The sequence below is a fragment of the Paenibacillus sp. KS1 genome, assembly GCF_001680695.1.
GTDB classification, from domain to species: domain Bacteria; phylum Bacillota; class Bacilli; order Paenibacillales; family Paenibacillaceae; genus Paenibacillus_B; species Paenibacillus_B suaedae.
In genome coordinates this window covers 65,869-87,616 of record NZ_MAIS01000015.1, presented here as the reverse complement: position 1 = coordinate 87,616, position 21,748 = coordinate 65,869, and the positions used below count along the sequence as shown (strand labels likewise).

4 protein-coding genes are annotated in these 21,748 nt (G+C 48.1%); all 4 read left to right on the top strand.

The window, feature by feature from the left end; translation table 11 throughout:
* Positions 1-139 precede the first annotated feature (139 nt).
* The 4 genes from BBG47_RS07550 (at position 140) to BBG47_RS07535 (ending at position 21,736) form a co-directional block, all read left to right on the top strand.
* A complete protein-coding gene (locus BBG47_RS07550; protein WP_065291214.1) occupies positions 140-616 on the top strand; it encodes a DUF6790 family protein in 477 nt (158 codons plus the stop codon).
* A gap of 13 nt (positions 617-629) precedes the next feature.
* Positions 630-2,264, top strand: a complete 1,635-nt coding sequence (locus BBG47_RS07545) for a condensation domain-containing protein (protein WP_065291213.1) — start codon at positions 630-632, stop codon at positions 2,262-2,264.
* Between the two features lie 28 nt (positions 2,265-2,292).
* Positions 2,293-17,238: a hybrid non-ribosomal peptide synthetase/type I polyketide synthase gene (locus tag BBG47_RS07540; RefSeq protein WP_065291212.1), complete on the top strand. Its 14,946-nt coding sequence runs from the start codon at positions 2,293-2,295 to the stop codon at positions 17,236-17,238.
* A 121-nt stretch (positions 17,239-17,359) separates the two neighbouring features.
* The gene (locus BBG47_RS07535; protein WP_065291211.1) at positions 17,360-21,736 is read left to right on the top strand and encodes a beta-ketoacyl synthase N-terminal-like domain-containing protein; all 4,377 of its coding nucleotides are present in this window, start codon (positions 17,360-17,362) and stop codon (positions 21,734-21,736) included.
* Positions 21,737-21,748: the final 12 nt, after the last annotated feature.

Sequence of the window (21,748 nt, the reverse complement as noted above, 5' to 3'; positions counted from 1 at the left end):
CAGGAATATTGGATTAAAACCATTTGGGTCAATAGATTACAGATTTTGTTTAGTATAAAAATAATATTATTGACAGAATTAACCTTTCAACTTTATTATCTTTGGTAACAAATCTATCAATTGAGAGGAGCTTGTAACGATGTGGTTTCTGTTGTTATGGGGATTGGGAATTGTCTCAGCGGTAGTACAGCTTTGGATCAACGGTTTTTCAGCTGACACGAGCGAAATTGCGAATGTGCTGTTGCTGCATCAATTTGTTGTGACATTTGGCTTAGTGGGCGTCATTGGATTTATTTACAACATTGCGATTGCTGACAGAACCGCATCTCAATTGGGCTGGCCAGGCGGGCCGTTTCAAGTCAAGTACGGGTTTTCCCAAGTTGGTCTTGGGGTGATGGGAATTATGGCTATTTGGTTTCACGGAAACTTCTGGGTAGGCGTACTTGTCACAATGTACATATACGGGTTAAGCGGTTTGTGGTCTCATACATATGTCATGATTAAGAACAAGAAAGCAGATGCAGACAGTATTGGAAATCTGATCATGGATGTCGTGTACCAAACGTTCATTACGGTTCTGTCGATCATGGCCGGCGGAATCTGGGTCTTCAACTAAGGAGGTCTAGCTTATGGTAACGCGCAGACTAGAATTAACAGAAGTCCAGAAGGGAATATTCTTCGATTGCCAAATTGACGACCCGCTCTCTTATAACATCACAGCTTCCATCATGCTCGAGGGAGTGGACGAAGTTCGGTTCGAGCAAGCTCTGAGTCTAGTCATTGAGGAGCAGGAAGCCTTGCGATGCAGTCTTGATGTCAGTAATGAAATGCCTCTTCTCGTTGTCCACGACCGAATCAATGTTCAACTAACAAAGTTAGATTTCTCTGCAGAACCTGAGCTTCAGGAAGAACGGGTAAAGCTTCAGGTTGAGCAAGAGTTATTAAGCCGAGTATTTGACCTCACAGCAGCTCCGCTATTTCACGCAAGCTTGATTAAGCTATCTGACAAGAAGCATATTTTTCTCATCAGCATTCACCATATCATCTCCGACGGATTATCACTCGAAGTGTTGAAGCAAAAGCTCTTGGAATACGATCATAAACTCGCACGAAAAGAGCCAATTGAAATAAAGCCGAATACGGGATTTACCGACTTCATGAGCCAAGAAAATACAAAACTTGCTCAGGGAGGGTACGACAAAGAAAGAGAATATTGGGCGAATAAGATGATAGGTGCAGAGCCTCTTGCCTTGCCGAATGACTTTATTCGACATCAAGTTCATGGCATCGGCAAGGAAAAACGAATCGAGATCTCATCTAATCTATTGCAACAGATTCATAAACAGGCGAGGGAACAGGAAGTTACGACATTTATGTTTGTCTTGGCCGCATTCGGTGTACTGTTGAATCGTTATACGCAGCAAGAGGATGTTGTGTTCTCCTCACCATTTTCATATCGTCCTGATATGGATTTCGAGGAATCGATAGGCTGCTTTGTGTATATGCTGCCAATGCGTCTGCTGCTGAAGGATGAACAGAGCTTCTCCGAAGCACTGCAGCAAGTGTCGAAGGAGCTTATCGAAGTCTACAAGCATATCGGTTATCCGAACAATCTGATTATGCGAGATAATCAATTGCTCCCATTGCCGGGAACTCCATCTATCTTCGATGTTAGCTTCGTATATGATATCGTGGAAGACAGCGATCAGTACGAACTTAAGGCAGAAATCCTCAATCAAGATCGCGTAACATTTCCCGGCAGCCTAATGGTTATCCTGCAACATACCCCTCACAAAGATTTGATTAAACTTCAATACAAACCAGAACTTTTTGCAGATGAAACGATTGATTTATTAGGTCTTCGCTTCATGAAACTGCTGGAACTGGTAAGCGGACAGGCAGACATCAAGATCGGAGAAGCGGAGTTGCTGTTGGAGCAAGAACGAAGCCGCATCCTGCAACAATTTAATCAAACTTCCTACTTTACATACGAACCTCGTACCATCATTGAACTATTCCACTCCAAGGTCGCTAAGCATCCAGAACGAAAGGCATTGATCGACCAAGACCAAGTTGAGACATATGCTAGTGTTCATGCAAAAGCTAATCAATTGGCTCGCAATATCCTTCAGAAAACGCAAGGAACTCCATCCTGTATCGGCATTCAGCTGGAACGATCAGCTAACTTAGTCATTAGTTTATTAGCGGTTCTTAAAGCGGGATGTGCATACGTGCCTATAGGATCCAACGTATCCGTCAGCTAGAAAACAATTTATTTTCGAAGATGCGAATGTGTCCTATCTCATCACTACATTAGATCTTCCATTCGAAGAAGAATGGGAAGTAGGTCTCATCGACCTGAGTGATCCGAACATTTTCAGCGGGGATGACTCGACGCCCGAAGTTCAGCTAGATTCATACAGCTTGGCCTATATTATGTACACTTCGGGTTCAACCGGCAAGCCGAAGGGCGTCATGATCGAGAATCATAGTGTCGTGAATACATTGCTTGATCTAGAAAGGCGTTTTCCGGTGGAAGAGCATGATCTGTACCTACTCAAAACACCGCACACGTTCGATGTTTCCGGAACGGAATTGTTTGGCTGGTTTATGGGAGAAGGCAGCTTGCTCGTATTGGAGCCAGACGGAGAGAAAAACCCGCAAATCATTTTGGAGCAGATACACAAGCATAAGGTTACTCATATCAATTTTGTCCCTACGATGTTCCGTGCCTTTTTGGAATTGCTGGACAATGCGGATAACCTATCAATGCTTGCCTCCTTGAAGTGGATATGTATTGGTGGGGAAGCCGTAACGCCGGATATTTTGCATAAATTCAATTCTCTGCATACGGATATAAAGCTTGAAAATGTATATGGTCCAACGGAATGCACGATATGGGCTTCCCATTATTCGATTAGGGGCGACGATACAACACGCTCGATTCCAATTGGTGAGCCGCTCAATGAGACGCGCTGGTACATCGTAGGCAAGCAAGATCAATTACAGCCGATTGGGATAGCAGGTGAATTATGTCTTAGCGGTGTTGGGTTGGCAAGGGGATATTTGAATCGGGATGAGCTGACGAAGGAGAAGTTTGTCGCGAATCCGTTCTATCAAGAAGGGATCGACCCGGATTACTTCCGCAATATGTACCGCACGGGGGATTTGGCCCGCTGGCTTCCAAGCGGAACGATTGAATTTTTAGGACGAATTGACTTTCAGGAAAAGGTGCGCGGCGTCCGGCTCGAGACGGGAGAAATCGAGAATGTGCTGTCGCAGATGGAAGGAATTACGCAGGCTATCGTTGTTGTGAAGAAGGAGACGGGCAAGTCGGCTGCGTTGTGCGCCTATTATCTCTCTGATGAAGAGATTCCTGTGGTTCAATTGAAGGAGCACTTATCCAAGGAATTGCCGGCGTACATGATCCCTTCCTTCTTTGTACATAAAAGAGAGCTTCCTCTCAATACGAGTGGGAAGGTGAATCGGAATGTGCTGATCGCGGACAAAGACTATTTAGACGCAGCTTCATCAAGCGCCACAGCACCGAATACCGATTTAGAGGTTCTTATTGCCTCTGTGTGGCAAGAGGTACTTGGAATTACCCATGTCGGTGTGGATGATAGTTTTTTTGAAATCGGCGGTCACTCAATAGCCTTAATCCAAATGCACAACAAGCTGAAAAAAGCACTGACGCAGGATTTTCCAATAACGTTATTGTTCCAATATCCTACTGTACGACTGCTGGCCGACCATTTCAACCAAGCTGAGGGAGAGACGATTACCGATCGGAAATCATTCTTCCAACGGGACAGAAAAGTCGTTCGATCGGATATCGCGATCATCGGCATGTCCATTCACGCGCCCGGTGCTTCCAATATTCATGATTTCTGGAATAACCTAAAAGGCGGCGTAGAGAGCATCCATTTCTATAAGGATGAAGAATTGCTCGAATTAGGCATTCAGCCCAGCCTGCTGAAATCGCCGAATTATGTGAAGGCAAAAGGACGCATTGATGGCATTGAGGAGTTCGATGCAAGCTTCTTCGAATATACACCAGGTGAAGTGCAGATGATGTCGCCACAGCTTCGTCTTCTCTATCAAGGGACATGGGAAGCATTAGAGGATGCCGGATATTATCCCGGATCTGACACCTCGAAGATTGGGTTGTTTCTCGGCGGGTCTGATGATTTTGAATGGTATCAGAAGGTTCTGTTCGGCGAAAGTGGATTTAGTGACAAGTATCAAGCTTTTACACTAAGCACGAATCACTTCTTGGCGACTCGGATCGCTTATAAGCTGGATATTAAAGGGCCAGTTTATTCAGCGCTTACAGGCTGCTCGACAACGCTGGTTACCCCTCACTTATCGTGTCAGTCATTAATTCTTGGCGAATGCGATATTGCTGTGGCTGGTGGGATCACGATCGAACTGCCGAATGAGGGCGGCTATTATTACGAGGAAGGCATGATGTTTTCTCCGGATGGACACTGCCGGCCATTCGACGCCAAGGCGAAGGGAACCATGTTCTCGAACGGTATGGGATTAGTCGTGCTGAAGAGATTGGACGATGCCATTGAGGATGGCGATCATATCTATGCTGTCATTAAAGGTTCCGCGATTAATAATGATGGAAGACAGAAGATTGGTTTTGTGGCGCCAAGTGTGGAAGGACAAGCTGAGGTTATCCAGGAGGCGTATCGTGTTGCAGGCATTGATCCAGAAACGATAACCTATGTTGAGGCTCATGGAACAGGCACTGCGCTCGGCGATCCGATTGAGGTGGAATCTTTAACGAAGGCGTTCGCATCTGAAAAGAAGCAATTTTGTACGTTAGGCTCGGTGAAAGGCAACGTAGGGCATACCGATACAGCTGCTGGAGTGGTCGGCTTGGCGAAGGTCGCACTTAGCTTGAAGCACAAATATATCCCGCCAACGGTTAACTATAGGGAACCGAATCCCAAAATTGATTTTGCGAGTACGCCATTTACCGTGCAGGCACAAGGAATGGAGTGGATGACCATCGGTACAGGCAGCAAGCGCCGAGCAGGCATCAACTCGTTCGGGGTTGGCGGTACGAACGCCCATATGGTATTGGAGGAAGCTCCGAGCATGATGGACAGCAGCGATCCGGAGCAGGTGAATTTGCTTGTGTTCTCCGCCAAGAGCAAGGAGGCGCTTGTCAACACCTCGTACAATGTCGTACAGCACTTGATAGACAACCCAAGCATTAACGTTACCGATGCGGCATGGACATTACAGATAGGAAGGAAGCCATTTGCCTACCGTAAGGCGCTCGTCGTGAATAACCGCTTCGCCGATGATCCACAGCTTCTGCTGAAACAGCTGCAAGACGCTGCTGTTCATGAGGTGCAGCCAGCCAAGCGGCAGGTATACTTCCTGTTTCCAGGACAAGGGAGCCAGTACCAAGGAATGGGTCGTTCCTTGTACCGTTCCGCTGAACAAAGCGCAGTATCCCGCATATTCAAGCGGCATATGGATCATGTGCTGTCATGCCAGACTGAAGACGAACGGCTGATGTTCGAGGATATGATATACGGCGTTGGCGATAGCTCACAAATCAATCAGACGGAGAATAGTCAATTTGCACTGTTTGCCACAAGCTACTCATTGGCGCTTACGATGCTGGAGCTTGGCGTGAAGCCGGCAGGAATGATTGGACACAGCATAGGAGAACTTGCCGCGGCAACGGTCGCAGGTGTATTCGAACTGAAAGATGCGGTGGAAATTGTTCGCTTGCGCGGACGTCTGATGCAGCAGCAGGAGCCAGGAGTAATGCTTGCCGTTATGGCGGCAGCAAGCATGGTAGAGCCGGAACTGATTCCGAATGTGTGGATTGCGCTGGAAAATACGACAAATAGCTGCGTCGTTGGCGGACGGGAAGAAGCGATTGCACTATTCGAAGCGAAGTGCGAGAAGCTTGGCTGGAAGGCAGTTCGGGTAAAAACCTCCCATGCCTTCCATACGCCGATGATGGAGGAGGCTGCACGTGAATTTGAGAAGCGGCTCTCCGCCTATCGGTTCAACGAGCCTCGTATTCCGATCGTCTCGAATGTGAGCGGAGAATGGGTGTCGCCGAGCGAAATGAATCGACCGTCCTACTGGGCAGCGCATATTTTGCGACCAGTGAACTTCGCCAAATGCCTGACACAAATCTTAAAGTCGGAGCACGATGTATTCATCGAAGTCGGGGCGGGTCGTACCTTAAGTACTTTTGCGAGACAACATGAATCCAAGGCTGCCGGTCAACATTTCGTGAACTTAATACGCCATCCGCAAGAGGCGCTGGATGATGTGGAATATATTCATCATAAGCTAGGACTCCTATGGGGAGCGGGTGTCGATCTCGATTGGAAAGCCATGCGAGGCAATACTGTTCGCAAGCGCGTGTCGCTGCCAACGTATATGTTTGACAAAGGACATTTCCCAATTAATATCGCGCTTAGCGCTCCACAAGCATCATTGCCACGATCAAATGCTGCTGTGCATCAAACGCCCTATTCTCAGCATTCACAGAATCATTTGGACCGTCCCGCAGCGGCAGCGGCACTTACTAACCAGAGTGAACTAGAGCAGGCGGTATTGGATGCGTATAAATCTGTATTTGGTTTCGACACGATTGCAAGCGATCAAGACTTCTTCTCGCTTGGCGGCGACTCCTTGAAGGCGGTTAGCTTGGCTCATGCGATTCAGCAGCATGCAGGTATCAAGGTGGAGATTGCTGATTTATTCACCTATTCATCGCCGAGCGCATTGGTCGCTCATTTGCATGAGAATTCAGCATACTCTTATCAGCAAGTGCAAATCACACCTGCGGCACAAAGAGATTACTATCCATTGTCATCTGCTCAAAATCGGATGTATGCACTGCATCTGCTTGATCCAAGCAGTGTAGCTTATAATCTTCCATCCGCTACGAAGATTAGAGGGCTGCTGGACAGAACCCGAGTAGAACAGACACTGGAAAAGCTCATGTTGCGCCACGAATCTTTGCGAACTTCCTTTGACATTATCGGCGATCAGGCCGTTCAAATTATTCATGATTCGGTAGATATTCCATTTACGTACCGGGAAATAGACCGCGTTAATGACGAGGATATCATGCCATTGATTCGTGCGTTTATTAAGCCATTCTCTTTAGGAAGCGCGCCATTGTTTCGAGTTGAACTCATACGCACAGGCTCGGACGAGCAGCTGTTGTTGTTCGACATGCACCACAGCATTGCGGACGGCACATCCATGGAGATTATTACGAGAGACTTCAACGCGTTGTATTTCGGGGAGCTGACGCAGCCGGTTCTTCAGTACAAAGATTATGCAGTCTGGCAAGCGGAGCAGCAGTCTGCTGGAGAAGAAATCGTTGATCAGCGGGCATACTGGCTCCAGCAGCTTGGCGGTGAACTGCCTGCGCTGGAATTGCCGACAGATTATGAACGACCGTCTGTCAAGGACTTCCATGGCGACCGGATTTATTTCCACATTGAAGAAGATTGCGCGGCGAAGCTCATTCAACTGGCTCAGGAAACGGGAACGACGCTGTATATGATGATGTTGAGTGCATGGTATGTCCTGCTAGCCCGTTATTCTGGTCAAGAGGATATTATCGTCGGTACGCCTGTAGCGGGAAGAACGCAGGAAGAGACGAAAGATACCGTCGGCATGTTTGTAAATATGCTTGCGATGCGGAACCGTCCGTTGAACCAGAAGTCGTTTACGGAGTTTCTGCATGAAGTGAAGGAGAACGCACTGAAGGCATTTTCGAACCAAGACTGCCAATTTGACGAACTCGTTGACCGTCTGCACTTGCAACGAGAATTCAACCGCAATCCACTATTTGATGTCTGCTTCGACTTTCAAAATATGGAATTCCATGATCTTGAAATCGACGGCATCTCGTTTGCACCATATGCTTTCCCGACAACAACGTCCGCTTATGATCTGGTATTAACCTGTCAGGAAAACAAAAAGGAGAAGACAGTAGAAGGATTTCTTGAATATGCGATGGGACTGTTCCGCAAGGAAACTGTGCAGCGAATGATCGGACACTTTCAGGCCATTTTGCAGTGCATCACAACGGATATCAATACCAGTCTGGGTCAGATCGATTTCTTGACGCCAGAAGAAAAGTTATGGATTGTGACTGATGTGAATCATACAGCGCTGCCATATGACGAGAACCTAGTAATTGTAGAGCTGTTCGAACAGCATGCACGAACACAACCAGACAAACCGGCGCTTATCGTATCCGATGGACGACAGCTTACGTACCGCGAAGTGAATGAACAAGCCAATGCGATCGCGCACCACTTGATTGAGCAGGGCGTTACAGCTGATACGCTGGTTGGCGTGATGCCAAGACGGGATGAGTACTTAATCGTGTCACTGCTGGCGGTGCTGAAGGCAGGCGGAGCATATGTTCCGATCGATCCAGCATTCCCGAAGGAACGAATCAAGTACATGCTCACAGAGAGCAATGTGAATATTCTATTATGTCCACAAGAGTATCAAGCGGGCATTGAGTTTGCAGGGGAAATGGTAGATTGCAGAGAGATCATATACTCTATCAGAAATCACAATACAGAAGACTGCAGCAATCCTGTACCACGAACTCATCAAAACAACTTAGCTTGTGTCATCTTTACTTCAGGTTCAACGGGCAAGCCGAAAGGAGTCATGATCAATCAAGGCTCTATCCTCAATTTCATTCAAGATATTCAACAGAGAGGTGTGTTCCAGCACGAAGAGGATCGTGTCATTTGTGTAACGACGTTGTCCTTTGATATTTTTGCATTCGAGTCGATTGTTCCACTGTGCACGGGCCACTCCGTATATATTGCTAATGAGAGTGAACAGTTGGATCCGATGCTGGCGAATGAGAAAATTGTTCAGCACAAGGTTACGCATCTGTTAAGCACGGTTTCGCGAATTAAGGCATTTGTTGAGAATTCGGATTTTGCACCTGCGCTGAAGCAGCTTGCCTGTATTTTGAGCGGAGGGGAGAATTATCCTGACGCCTTGTTGAAAGACTTGCAAACTCGTTCCGAAGCAAGATTATTCAATATGTACGGCCCGACAGAAACAACCATCTGGTCGGTAGCGAAGGAGTTGACGGCTTCCAAGTCGGTTACGATTGGACAGCCGATTGCGAACACACAAGCGTATATCATCAGCGATTCTGGGTTGCTGCAGCCGGTAGGGGTATACGGCGAATTATGCTTGGCGGGACATGGACTTGCACGCGGATATTTGAACAATCCGGAGGAAACGAAGCGAAAGTTTTTCGAAACGGAACAGCTTCCGGGCTGCCGCCTCTATCGCACAGGGGATCGTGGACGATTGCTTGCCAATGGCGAAATCGAACTGATGGGACGCCTGGATTCGCAGATCAAAGTACGCGGATATCGGGTGGAGCTTGATGAGATTGAGAAGGTTGTTCAGAAGCATGAACATATTAGACAGGCTGTAGCTGCTGCTTACGACGATAAGCGCGGGAACAAACAGCTTGGATTATATTGCACGGTTAAAAAAGAAGCGGATGTTGAAGGAGAAGCGCATATATGGCTCAAGCCGTGGTTGCGAGAGAAGCTGCCTCATTATATGATTCCTGGCTTTATTCGTCAGCTAGAAGAGATGCCGACGCTTCCAAATGGAAAGATTGACAAAAAAGCACTGCCGCTCCCACAAGAGTCATCGGAAATGACGGGACAAACGAAATTGCCTTCAACAGGATTGGAGAAGGCGATATTGGATATTTGGAAGGATGTGCTCGGAACCGAGCGCATTAGCGTGCGGGATAATTTCTTCGACGTTGGCGGGAACTCATTGGGACTAATCCTGATCAATAATCGGATCAATTCCCTGATCGGGCGCTCCATTCCGTTAATGCAGATGTTCCAATATCCAACGGTTGAATCACTAGTCAAGAGTATCGGCATTCCTTCAGAATTGCAGGACATTGGTCATGCAATGCCACTTGCTCCAGTTGCTGCTGAAAGTCATGAGATAGCAGATATCGCAGTGATAGGGATGGCGGGACGATTCCCAGGAGCGCCTACGATTGATGCATTTTGGGATAATATCGTATCTGGCGTAGAGTCAGTTGTGGAGTTCTCAGACGAAGAACTGCTGCAAGCTGGTGTGGATGCTGACTTGCTGTCTCATCCGAAATATGTGAAAGCAAAAGGTTATCTTGATGGCATCGAGTATTTTGACTCCGCATTTTTCGATTATCCCTATCAGGAAGCCAACATGATGGATCCGCAAATTCGGCTGCTTCATGAATGCGTATGGGAAGTGCTGGAGAATGGGGGATACAATCCTTCCGCATACAAGGGATTAATTGGCCTGTTTGCCGGAAGTGGCTCCAATCTTCCTTGGATGATTCAATTCTTAGGTCATCAACAAGATCTGCTTCGTGCATTCGAAGCAATTACCTTGAATGAAAAAGATTTTCTGACGACCCGTGTGTCGTACAAGCTCAATTTGAAAGGGCCTAGCTTCAATGTTCAAACAGCCTGCTCAACTTCATTAGTTGCGATTCATCAAGCGGTACAGTCGCTGCAGCGTGGAGAGTCGCATATGGCGATTGCCGGTGGAGTGTCCATTTCCTATCCGCGGAAGGAAGGCTACTTATGGCATGAAGGCATGATCTTCTCTCAAGACGGGCACTGCAAGCCATTCGCGGAGGATTCATCGGGAACCGTATCTGGCAATGGATGCGGTGTTGTACTCCTCAAGCCGCTAGCCGCAGCCCTTAGAGATGGCGATCATATCTACGGTGTCATTAAGGGATCGGCAATGAATAATGATGGTCTTGAGAAAATCGGGTACACAGCTCCTAGTGTGAGCGGTCAAGCCCAGGTCATTCAATCTGCCCTTAGACAGGCTGGCGTATCGGCTGAGGATATCCACTATGTTGAGGCACACGGGACAGGAACGAAATTAGGAGACCCTATCGAGATCGAAGCCCTGAAGCAAGCATGGGATACGAAGAAGACAGGCTATTGCGCCATCGGTTCTGTAAAAGCGAATATCGGGCATCTCGATTCTGCGGCAGGGGTGGCAGGCTTCATCAAGACCGTTCTGTCCCTGTACCATCGAACGATTCCGCCTTTACTTCATTTTACGAAGCCGAATCCTGCAATTGATTTCGCGAACAGTCCATTTTATGTGAATACACAGGCTGAATATCGGGCGGATCGGAGTCAAATCTTGCGGGCCGGTGTAAGCTCCTTCGGCATCGGTGGAACGAATGTGCACGTCGTGCTGGAGCAGCCGCCTGAAATAAGCCGATTCCAGACATCGGAACCTGTCAATTTGTTCTTGTTCTCGGCTAGGAGTCAATCGGCATTGACCCATACGAGTGAGGCTGTGTTGGAGTACTTGCACAGCCATCCAGCAGTCAATTTATCGGATGCCGCTTGGACACTGCAAACGGGACGCAAGCCGTTTGAATACCGCAAGGCGCTCCTCATAAATGGAGCTTTGTCATATAAGACGAAAGAACTGCAGCAATTCCTTCAACAATCCGGATTGCGTATTCAGGACGGCAGACCGACCGCTCACTTTTATATTGCTGCGGAAGCGGGGGCTTATCGCGAATTAGGTCGCGATTGGCATACATCTAAGGAGCGAAATCTACATCCGCTAGCGGCAACATTCAACCGCCATGTGGAACATGTGATTGCATGCACGAAACTCGATAAGAGGGATGCCTTCCATCAACTGAAAGATGACCCTGCATTGGAGTGGTTTACGGTCAGTTACGGGATAGCAATGAGTTTGATCGATGTTGGTGTCCTGCCAGATGGACTATTCGGTCAAGGTATCGGTGAAGTATGTGCCTTAACGGTTGCTGGTGTATTGCCATTGGAGCACGCGGTTGAATGGGTGCAAAAAAGCGGAAAATGGCTGCAAGGTTTGGAAGGAGGGGCGCTGGAAGCTGTATTGTCTGGTACCGGGACAGAGGCGGGTAGAAAGCAATTATTGCATTATCCACTCCGTCCATCCCGAATTCCACTCATAGATGTAAGCCACAATAGCAGCACTATTGAAGGTGTCGGTGTAAGTGTCGTTGCGATCGGCTGCGAATGTTCAGATTACGCGTCTGCCGTATCCCAACATTCACATCGAACGGAGGCGCAGGATTCGCCGCCGGTTCATAGGCTGCAAGCTGGTGGGAATGGAGCATCTAGCTGGATAGAATTCCAACGCTTGCTTGCCCAGCTGTGGTGTGAAGGCTTCGAGATCGATTGGTCGATGCTGCATCCGGAGAGCGGAAGACAGCGTATCCCGCTGCCGACCTATGTGTTCGATGCGACATATCATGCGCATGATGTGATTCTTAATGCATTAGAATTGAAGCGGAAGGAAGAAGGTTCAAGTGCCCAAATCCTGTCGCAAGCTCTGTCAAGAGAGGCTGAACAGCCATCGAGTGTTAGGAGTCGGGATGCCATCAGTGAGCAACTAGTGGAAATCTGGAAGGAGCTTATTGGCTGTGGCGAGGTAAAGGCTGAGGATGATTTCTTCGTCATCGGCGGTCATTCGCTGAAGGCCATTTCCTTGTCCGCCAACATACATCAAGCATTTAAGCTGGATATGTCATTGACGGAAATATTCGATAATGCCGTATTTGACCAGATGGTGGATTGGATATGGACAAACCGCGCTGACGAGCAGGAATTCATGGCGATACAGTCTGTTGCGAACAAGCCTTATTATGAAGTCTCATCTGCGCAGAAGCGCATGTATGCCGTACATGAGCTGGTTGGCGATGCGGTTCCTTACAATTTGGCCTCCGTATATGAGGTGGAAGGGCAGCTTGACAAGGCAAGATGCAAGTCAATCATTGATGAAATTGTGCAAAGACATGAATCGCTGCGCACTCGGTTCCAGATCGTAAATGGAGAAGTAGTCCAAATCATTGAGGACGGAGTACCTTCCGTCGTTGAATTCAACACCACAACTGAGGAAGGCGTGGAAGGTGAAATCAAGTCTTTCATCCGGCCATTTGATTTGGCACAAGCGCCGCTGCTCCGCGTGAGATGGACGAGCATACACGAAGAGAAGCACATTCTGCTCATCGATATGCACCATATTATATCGGATCAGTATTCGATAGCGATTTTACTAGAAGAGATGCAAGCACTGTATGCCGGCAAGACACTAACGCCATTGTCCCTGCAATATAAGGATTTTGCTGCTTGGCAAAATGAATTCTTCAAGAGCGAAGCATTTGGTACACAGCTTCAATATTGGAAAGAAGAATTTGCAGGCGAGATTCCGACGCTCAATATGATGACAGATTACGTAAGACCGCCTGTGCTTACCTTCTCGGGCGATGAAGTGGAATTCGAATTTGGTGAAGCACTTAGTGGGCGGCTGGAACAGTTGGCATCTGAGCGAGGATTGACCCCTTATATGATTCTCATGGCTGTCTTGAAGCTGACGCTATGGAAGATTACGGGTCAACAGGATCTTGTTGTGGGGACGGGAATAGCGGGTAGACGTCATGCCGATCTTGATTCGATCGTTGGAATGTTCGTCAATACGTTGGCAATTCGTTCACAAATTGATGCAAGCCTGAGCGTGGGCGAATACCTGCAATACATGAAAGAGAAGATGCTGAAGGTCTATGAAAACCAAGATTGCCAGTTCGAGATGCTGCTTGAGGAGCTTCATATCGAGAAGAACATAGCAAGAAATCCGCTGTTTGATGTCGTCATCAATTACATTACGATGGGCACGGAGGAGTTGGAGCTAGAAGGATTATCACTAACTCCTAGGCCAATGATGAACAAGGATTCGAAGTTCGACCTCACTTGGACAATCGAGAAACGGAACAACCGCTATGTGGCTTCCTTGGAATACAATACGAGTTTGTTCACCATACATCGAATCGAATTTTATGTAACGCGATTGCTGCACATGCTTACGCAATTGACTGAAGATACAACTCGCAAGCTGAGCGAGCTTACGCTTGTAACACCACAGGAGAGAGAGTGGCTACTGTGTGAGTTGAATCCAGCAGTTACGCTGAAAGCAGACCATCCAACGCTTGCACAGTTGTTTGAAGAACAGGTGAAGCTGCATGGGCAGCGCCCTGCAATTGTGTGGAATGATGAAGAACTGACATATGCAGAGTTGAATAGCCGAGCGAATAGGCTCGCCACACGCCTCGCAGACGAGCATGTTCGACAGGGAGATCATATAGCAATATTGCTCGATCGCGGGCCGATGCAGATTGTGAGCATTCTAGCTATTTTGAAGCTGGGCTGCGCCTATGTGCCGATCGACCCAGATTATCCGCAGTCTCGGATCGCCTTCATGCTGGAGGATAGCGGTGCTTCTCTCATCCTCACAGATTCAGCGCTGCAATCCATCCTTGACGAGTCACTCCCTCGACTGTTGCTGGATCGTGAGGTAGGTCGGGCAGCAGAAGATGACGATGCATCTCACGAGTCACCATCATGGACAACCTATATCGGTTCTAATATCGTAGATGCAGACGATACAGCATATATCATGTATACGTCAGGATCGACTGGGACACCGAAAGGAGTACTTGTTAGTCACCGTAATGTAGCCCGTGTTGTGAAGAATGCGAATTACGTGACGATACTGCACAGTGACAGGATGCTTCAATTGTCCAATTACGCATTTGACGGTTCGGTATTCGATATTTTTGGAGCGATTCTGAATGGTGCTTGTTTAGTCATCATCTCGAAGGACTCGGCAATCGAAATTGCGCAGTTGGCCAAGTTCATTGAGCAGGAGCGAATCACGGCCTTCTTCATCACGTCAGCACTGTTCAATATGCTGGTGGATTGGGATGTAACCGCACTGAAGCATGTCCGGAAATTGCTGATTGGCGGGGAAGCCATTTCGATACCGCATGCACGCAAAGCGGTAGAGTACCTAGGGCCGGATACATTGATCAATGGGTACGGGCCAACGGAGACGACGGTATTTGCTGCCTACTATCCAATCGGACATACGGACGAGCACGTGCACAGCATTCCAATCGGATATCCGCTCTCCCAGACCAAGCTGTACATCTTGGATCAGCAAGGGCAATTAGTGCCTCCATATGTACCTGGCGAGCTGTATATCGGCGGAGCGGGCGTAAGCAAAGGATACTTAAACCGGGATGAACTGACCGCACAGCGATTCGTGAACGATCCATTCGACAAAACGGGCAAGCTGTACCGAACTGGGGACTTGGTATGGAGGCTTCCTACAGGGGAGATTGGCTTCATTGGTCGACTTGATTTCCAAGTCAAAATCAGAGGCTTCCGAATTGAGCTTGGAGAGGTCGAAAATCATATTCAGCTCATCAGCGGCGTGAAGGAGGCAGTTGTATTAGCGAGAACAGATCGAACCGGCAGCATGTACATGGTTGCATACTACACCGTTGAGCAGGCAGACCGTGCGGATGGACAGGGATGGAATCAAGAGCAGATGAAAGCACTGCTGCGCGAACAGCTTCCAGCCTATATGATTCCTGCTCGTCTGATCAAGCTTGAACGAATGCCTCTCAATATAAATGGAAAGATCGATCGTCAGGCCCTGAAGAACATCAGTGAGAATGAGCAGGGTCAGTCGACATATGCGGCTCCGAGAACCGAGGTCGAACGGACGATTCTGCGATGCATGCAAGAAGTGCTGGATCAGGAGAGACTCGGCATTACAGACGATTTCTTCGAGCATGGGGGGCATTCCATTAAGGCTATCGCACTTGTTCAGGCTCTGCTGCAAGCTGGGCTTCAATTGAAGGTGAATGAGATCTTCATGTATCCGACAGTGGAGCAGTTGGCTGCGCTTCCTGGATTGAGCAGCTCTCGTTCGTCCTCATTTCTCCAAAAGCACGACGACCCATGGAGAGAGGGAGCAGCGGCCGAGCTTTCTGAGCAGCAGATCCTGTTGCTTGTGCAGCATGTACGTGCCTCATGCTCTCTCATTTCCACAATGATGGCTTCAGCGGATCGAGTTGGCCGTTTCCCATTGTCGCCTGTCCAACTCGCACACGGAGCATTCGGGGCTCAAGTCAGCGGATTTGTTACTTCTATTCACGATGTGGACGAGAAGTTCCTTCGCAACTTGCTAGTCACAATTATTCAGCGCAATCAGCTGCTTCATAGCGTAATGGAAGGGGAGGATAAGCCTGCTTGGAGTGAGTATGATAGTACGGCTCTCTCTGCATTCATCGCTCAGCACATTCCGTATATCGATCTGCGGACGTATCACGAGACGACAAAACAACGTCTTGTGGACGGCTTGACTGGCGTTATTTTGTCAGAACCCTATATAGCGGGCCATTTGCCTTGGAGATTGTGCTGTCTGCGCGTATCAGATGATACCCATCAGATTCTATGGGGATTCGACCATATTGCCTTTGATGGGATGAGTGCAGAAGTTGTGCGTCGTCAATTTGAACAGGGGATAGCAGGCAGGGACGACGAGCCTATTCAGCCGTATGCAGATTATGTAACACTGCTGTCCAAGGGGCCAGTAGGTATCACGGAACAGGAAATCATTGAATACCATGAGCTGCGAGTATGGAAAGAGCAGAACAGCTCCATCATAGACAGTCTGCTCCACGTTCCGAACCGAGATGTTACGGAGCTTGAGCTGTCCATCCCGATTGCATTGACGAACATAGCAGACCCATGGCGGTATTCGTTTGACTTGGTTGGCGCCTTACTGCGTTCCTATACAGGAATAACCGACATTCCGCTCGCGATGATCCATTATGGAAGAAGCTATCAGAATCGGGATTTCTACAACAGCGTAGGAGAATTTCTAGATATTATCCCAGTGTTGTTGCGCGAAGGACAACCGGCAGCAAGTATACAAAATGTGATGCAGCATTGCAGACGACATTCGATTAACTTCTTGTCACTGCTGTACCATAAGCAGCTAGCAGGGAAATATGTCGAACTTGCGAGTCTGCTGGATGCATCTTATCGCAGAGGCGGGCAGCCACAAGCTCTTGTACTCTATAATTTCCAAGGCTATGCATCACAAGAGGAGATTGATGCTTTCCGGAACTCATCTGGTGAACTGGAAGCCAGTGCTCCAGCTCAGCTATCCATTTCCGTCAACTACGATAAAGAACAACTGCGTATTCATTTGGAAAGCCCGCTAGGTCTCAACGCAGACATTATCCAAGCATTTATTCGTTCATATCTCCATGGTCAATACACCCTCGTGCACTAACTTGGCTTCTGAATTCAATCAACGGCAACTCTTCTTGGTGACGGCTTGCTGAATGCTGTACATCATACATCCGGTTCAGCAAGCCACTACTTCTTTCGCCATCCATATAAGGAGGTTCAACATGTCTAAGAAGGCGATTCAACATGGCAAATCTCTTACACTTCCAGCAGAGTATCACACTTTAGCCGAAATGATTCAATATGTCGCAAATCAATATCCGCAGAAGGGCCTCACCTTCGTAGACGCTTCTGGAAATGAGGAATTTCTCCGTTATCCGGAACTCGTGAAGAATGCCCGGCAATACTTGAGCATGCTGTACCGAAAAGGGATACGGCCAGGCGAAGTAATCATTTTGGAAATTGATCAGTCTAAAGATTTCTACTGTACATTCTGGGCATGTATATTGGGCGGTATTGTTGCAGCCCCGGTCAGTCAGCCTACTTCGTGGAAGCCGCTGTCTGCAGGATTGCTTAAGCTGACGAGAATTTGGGAAGTGCTCCAAAAGCCAATCATTATTATGGAGGAGCATAATCGCAAGTATTATGAATCGCTTCAACAGAGTTCCCACTATGAGGGAATCCGCTTTATCTCCACGCAGGAACTGGAAACCGAAGGCGTAGGGGAGCCATATGATGCACAGCCGGATGAGCTAGCGTTTCTCCAATTTTCTTCGGGCAGTACAGGCATTCCGAAGGGAGTGAAGCTGAGCAGCCGCAACATTTTGATTAATGCGCTTGCCATGGCAGAACGGTTCGAGACGAAAGAGTCCGATACCGTATTTACGTGGCTGCCACATACGCATGATATGGGTCTGTTCGTTCAGCATATTACTCCTATTGTGAGCGGAAGCAATATTGTCATTTTCTCACCGTATACGTTTGTCCGATCACCCTACCTGTTCTTGCGCAAAATGTCTGAGCATCAGGCTACCTGGTTCGGTTCAACGAACTTCGGATTTGATTGGATGGTACAGAAGGTCGCGGACGAGAAGCTTGCATCACTTGATTTGTCTTCTTTACGGTTTGCACTGAATGGAGCTGAGCCCATATCAATCCATGTGGTAAACAGCTTTGCTAAGAAATTTGAACCATGTGGGTACAAGCCTGAAATGATGCTGCCTGCTTACGGCATGGCAGAAGCAACAGTTGGCGTCAGCACTTGGCGGATGGATGAAGTTCCGAAGGTAGAATACATATCCCGATCTAAATTGATACATGCACAGCTTGCTGATCCTGTTCACGAAACCGATGAACGAGATCGCCTTCCGTTCGTTCATGAGGGCACTTCGGTTACTGAGATCAGTATCCGAATTGCGGATGAGCACGGGAATACAGTGGACGAGTATGTTGTAGGTGAAATTCAGATTCAAGGTGGTTCTGTCACCTCCGGTTATTACAATCGTGACGACTTAACCGAGAGTTTGTTCGTTGACGGATGGCTGCATACCGGTGATTTAGGCTTCATAGCGGAAGGCTCGCTTGTGGTAAGCGGGAGAATGAAGGACATTATTTTCATCCGCGGCCAAAATTACTTCGCTCATGATTTGGAGGAAGTGTTGTATGAGCAAGGTGCGATTCCGCGCGGCAACATCGCGTTCGTTGGTTTGTTTAACGGCGCTACGCAGCAGGAAGAACTGCTTGCCTTTGTGAAGCACAAATCGGGCGTAGAGAAGCTGCTCGATCTTCGCCACCAAATCATCACTCATATGCGAGAATCTCTCGGCATTGAGGTTACTCACGTCATTCCGGTTCGTACGATTCCGAAGACAACGAGCGGCAAACTCCAACGCTTCGAGCTGCGCAAGAACTATGAAGATGGGGAGTATGACGAGGCGCTTCAAGAAATTCATGCGGGAGTAGAACAGCGTCGTATTCAGGAGCGGGTTATTCACGCTCCTCAAAATGAACTTGAATCCTTTCTTCGCCGGAGCTGGGCAGAAGTACTGGACATCTCGGAAACACGTATATCTACAGATGATTCTTTCCTGGCATTGGGCGGAAGCTCGATTCAACGTTTTCAGTTCTTAGACCGCATTGAGAAGCATTTTGGCAGAGAAATTGGATTTGAGCTATTTGTCATCTGTAAGACCATTAAGCAAATGGCAGATTATTTGCAATCGATGCCTCAAGCACGTGAGATTCCTGCATCGGCATGGGATGCTGATAACAAATTAGACTTGCATAATGCTGTTGCCATTACTGGAATTGCGCTGCGTGTGCCGGGCGCAAGTACGCCTCAGCAATACTGGGATAATCTATGCACGAAGAAAGACAGCATTGCCAAGGTAAGTGAGAAGCGCAGGCAATTGGCGGGAAAACCAGAGTGGGATGACTGGCTTGGTGAAATTGCGAATATCGACTGTTTTGACAATGACTTTTTCGAGATTTCCGATGAGGAAGCTGCATTCATGGATCCGCAGCAGCGGCTGATGCTGGAGATTGCCTATGAGGCGCTTGAAGATGCCGGTGCGCTGCCGGGGCTGGAAGAGAAACGCAACATCGGTGTATATACCGGCATTAACATCAATACGTACTACCAGCTTGTTATGAATTATATGGACAAGCATGGCGTTGATCGTATCCATCCAAATACGATGGTAGGGAATATGCACAATATGGTATCGGCTCTGATTGCACATAAGCTCAACTTTACAGGGCCGGCGCTTGTAATCGATACGGCATGTTCATCCTTCCTGGTGGCGCTACATCAAGCAGTTGCAGCGATTAGACAGAACAGCATATCAGGAGCGATTGTAGGTGCCGCTAATCTATTGGCTACGCCAATCGTCCATCAATTGTCGAGAAAGGCGGGAATTGTCTCCTCGACTCGTTGTACGAAGACGTTCGATATTGAAGCTGATGGATCCGTGTTAGGTGAAGGGGTAGTAGTTGTGTACTTGGAGCCTCTTACCCAAGCAGTTCAGAACAACAAGCAGATATATGGCATTATCCGCGGGAGCGCCGTCAATAACGATGGATATTCGCTTGGCATCATGGCGCCAAATCCGGGCGGGCAATATCAAGTTCTGTCCGAAGCGTACATTGATGCGAATCTGTCACCGGGTGAAGTCGGCTATGTGGAAGCACACGGTTCAGGCACGAGAATCGGCGATCCGATTGAGGTGAACGCGCTAACCAAGCTCTTTACTGAAGGAAAGAGACGAACTGATGGCAAGATTGGATTGGGCTCTGTCAAGACCAATATCGGACATTTGCTGCCTGCTGCAGGCGGGGCCGGACTTGTGAAAGTGCTGTTGTCTCTCTATCACAAAAAGCTGGTTCCAAGTCTGCATATGGGCACACGCAATCCAGCTCTTGAAATGGAGAAATCACCGTTCTTCATTGTACAAGATGCTCAGGAATGGTCAGTTGATGAGAATAACACCCGTAAGGCAGGGATAAGCTCGTTCGGATTAGGGGGAACGAATGTGCATGTGGTGCTCGAAGAATGGAATGGGGTAGAGACCCCCTCCACTACGAGCGAAGCTACCAAGGTATTCGAGACATCCAAGACATCCAAAACGTTCGAAGCAACTGAGGCATCTGAGGTGACTGCAGCATCCGCAGCAACCACAAGATCCGCAGTTCGTCCTCGTAAACATTTGCTCACCCTGTCAGCTAAATCTGAGCATGCGCTGGAGCGGGTTATTCGTCAGACACAGGAATTGCTGGAACTCAACCCTTCTATAGATATCAATCATCTATGCTTTACACGGAATCGTTATCGCAAGCATTACAGCTATCGAGCTGCCTGCATCCTTTCCAATTCTGATTCATTGAAGGCAGAGGTATTACCGACGGCAAATAGAGGTCGATTCTTGAAAAACCGCGCCGCAAAAGTAGCGTTAGTTATCGGTGATATTGCGAGCCAACCGCTGGCGGATAATCTCCTTACTCAAGATGCTGCCTTTGAACAATTCACGATCGACCATCTGGATGTACTCGAATGCGGTGCAAGCCAATATGGAGTTTCAGAGCAGCTGGAAATGAAGGAGCGCGTACAGTTATCGGTTTTCTTTTATTGGTACTCGCTTGTACAGCGAATTCTGCAAAGCGGAGTTTCAATAACCGAAGTAAGAGGACTTGGTTCTGGCCAAATTCTTGCTGACCTGCTGCAAGAGAGAATGGATATCAAAACAGCCTTAGACGCATTCATGAGCGAATTGAAGAACACTCGTGTAGAAGGTGGGGACAAGATCCCAGCTCACGAGGATGAGGCTCTGCTGCAATCGAGAGCGGATGTCCTACTCGGCGTGTGCATGACTAAGGAAGAAGCATACAAGGTGCTGTCGCATAAGCAAAACAGCAAAGCTGAGCACATTCTGATCGAGTCGAGCGCCTCTGATTCGCTTGAAGATACAGTGCTTCATACTGTTGGGCAGCTGTACATATCAGGTGCTGATATAGACTGGTCGTCACTGCATCCCGACGGATCTGGCATGCTCGTTCCTTTGCCAGCATATCCGTTCGAGCAGACTTCCCATTGGATTCGAGAATAGTAGAGAGGAGAA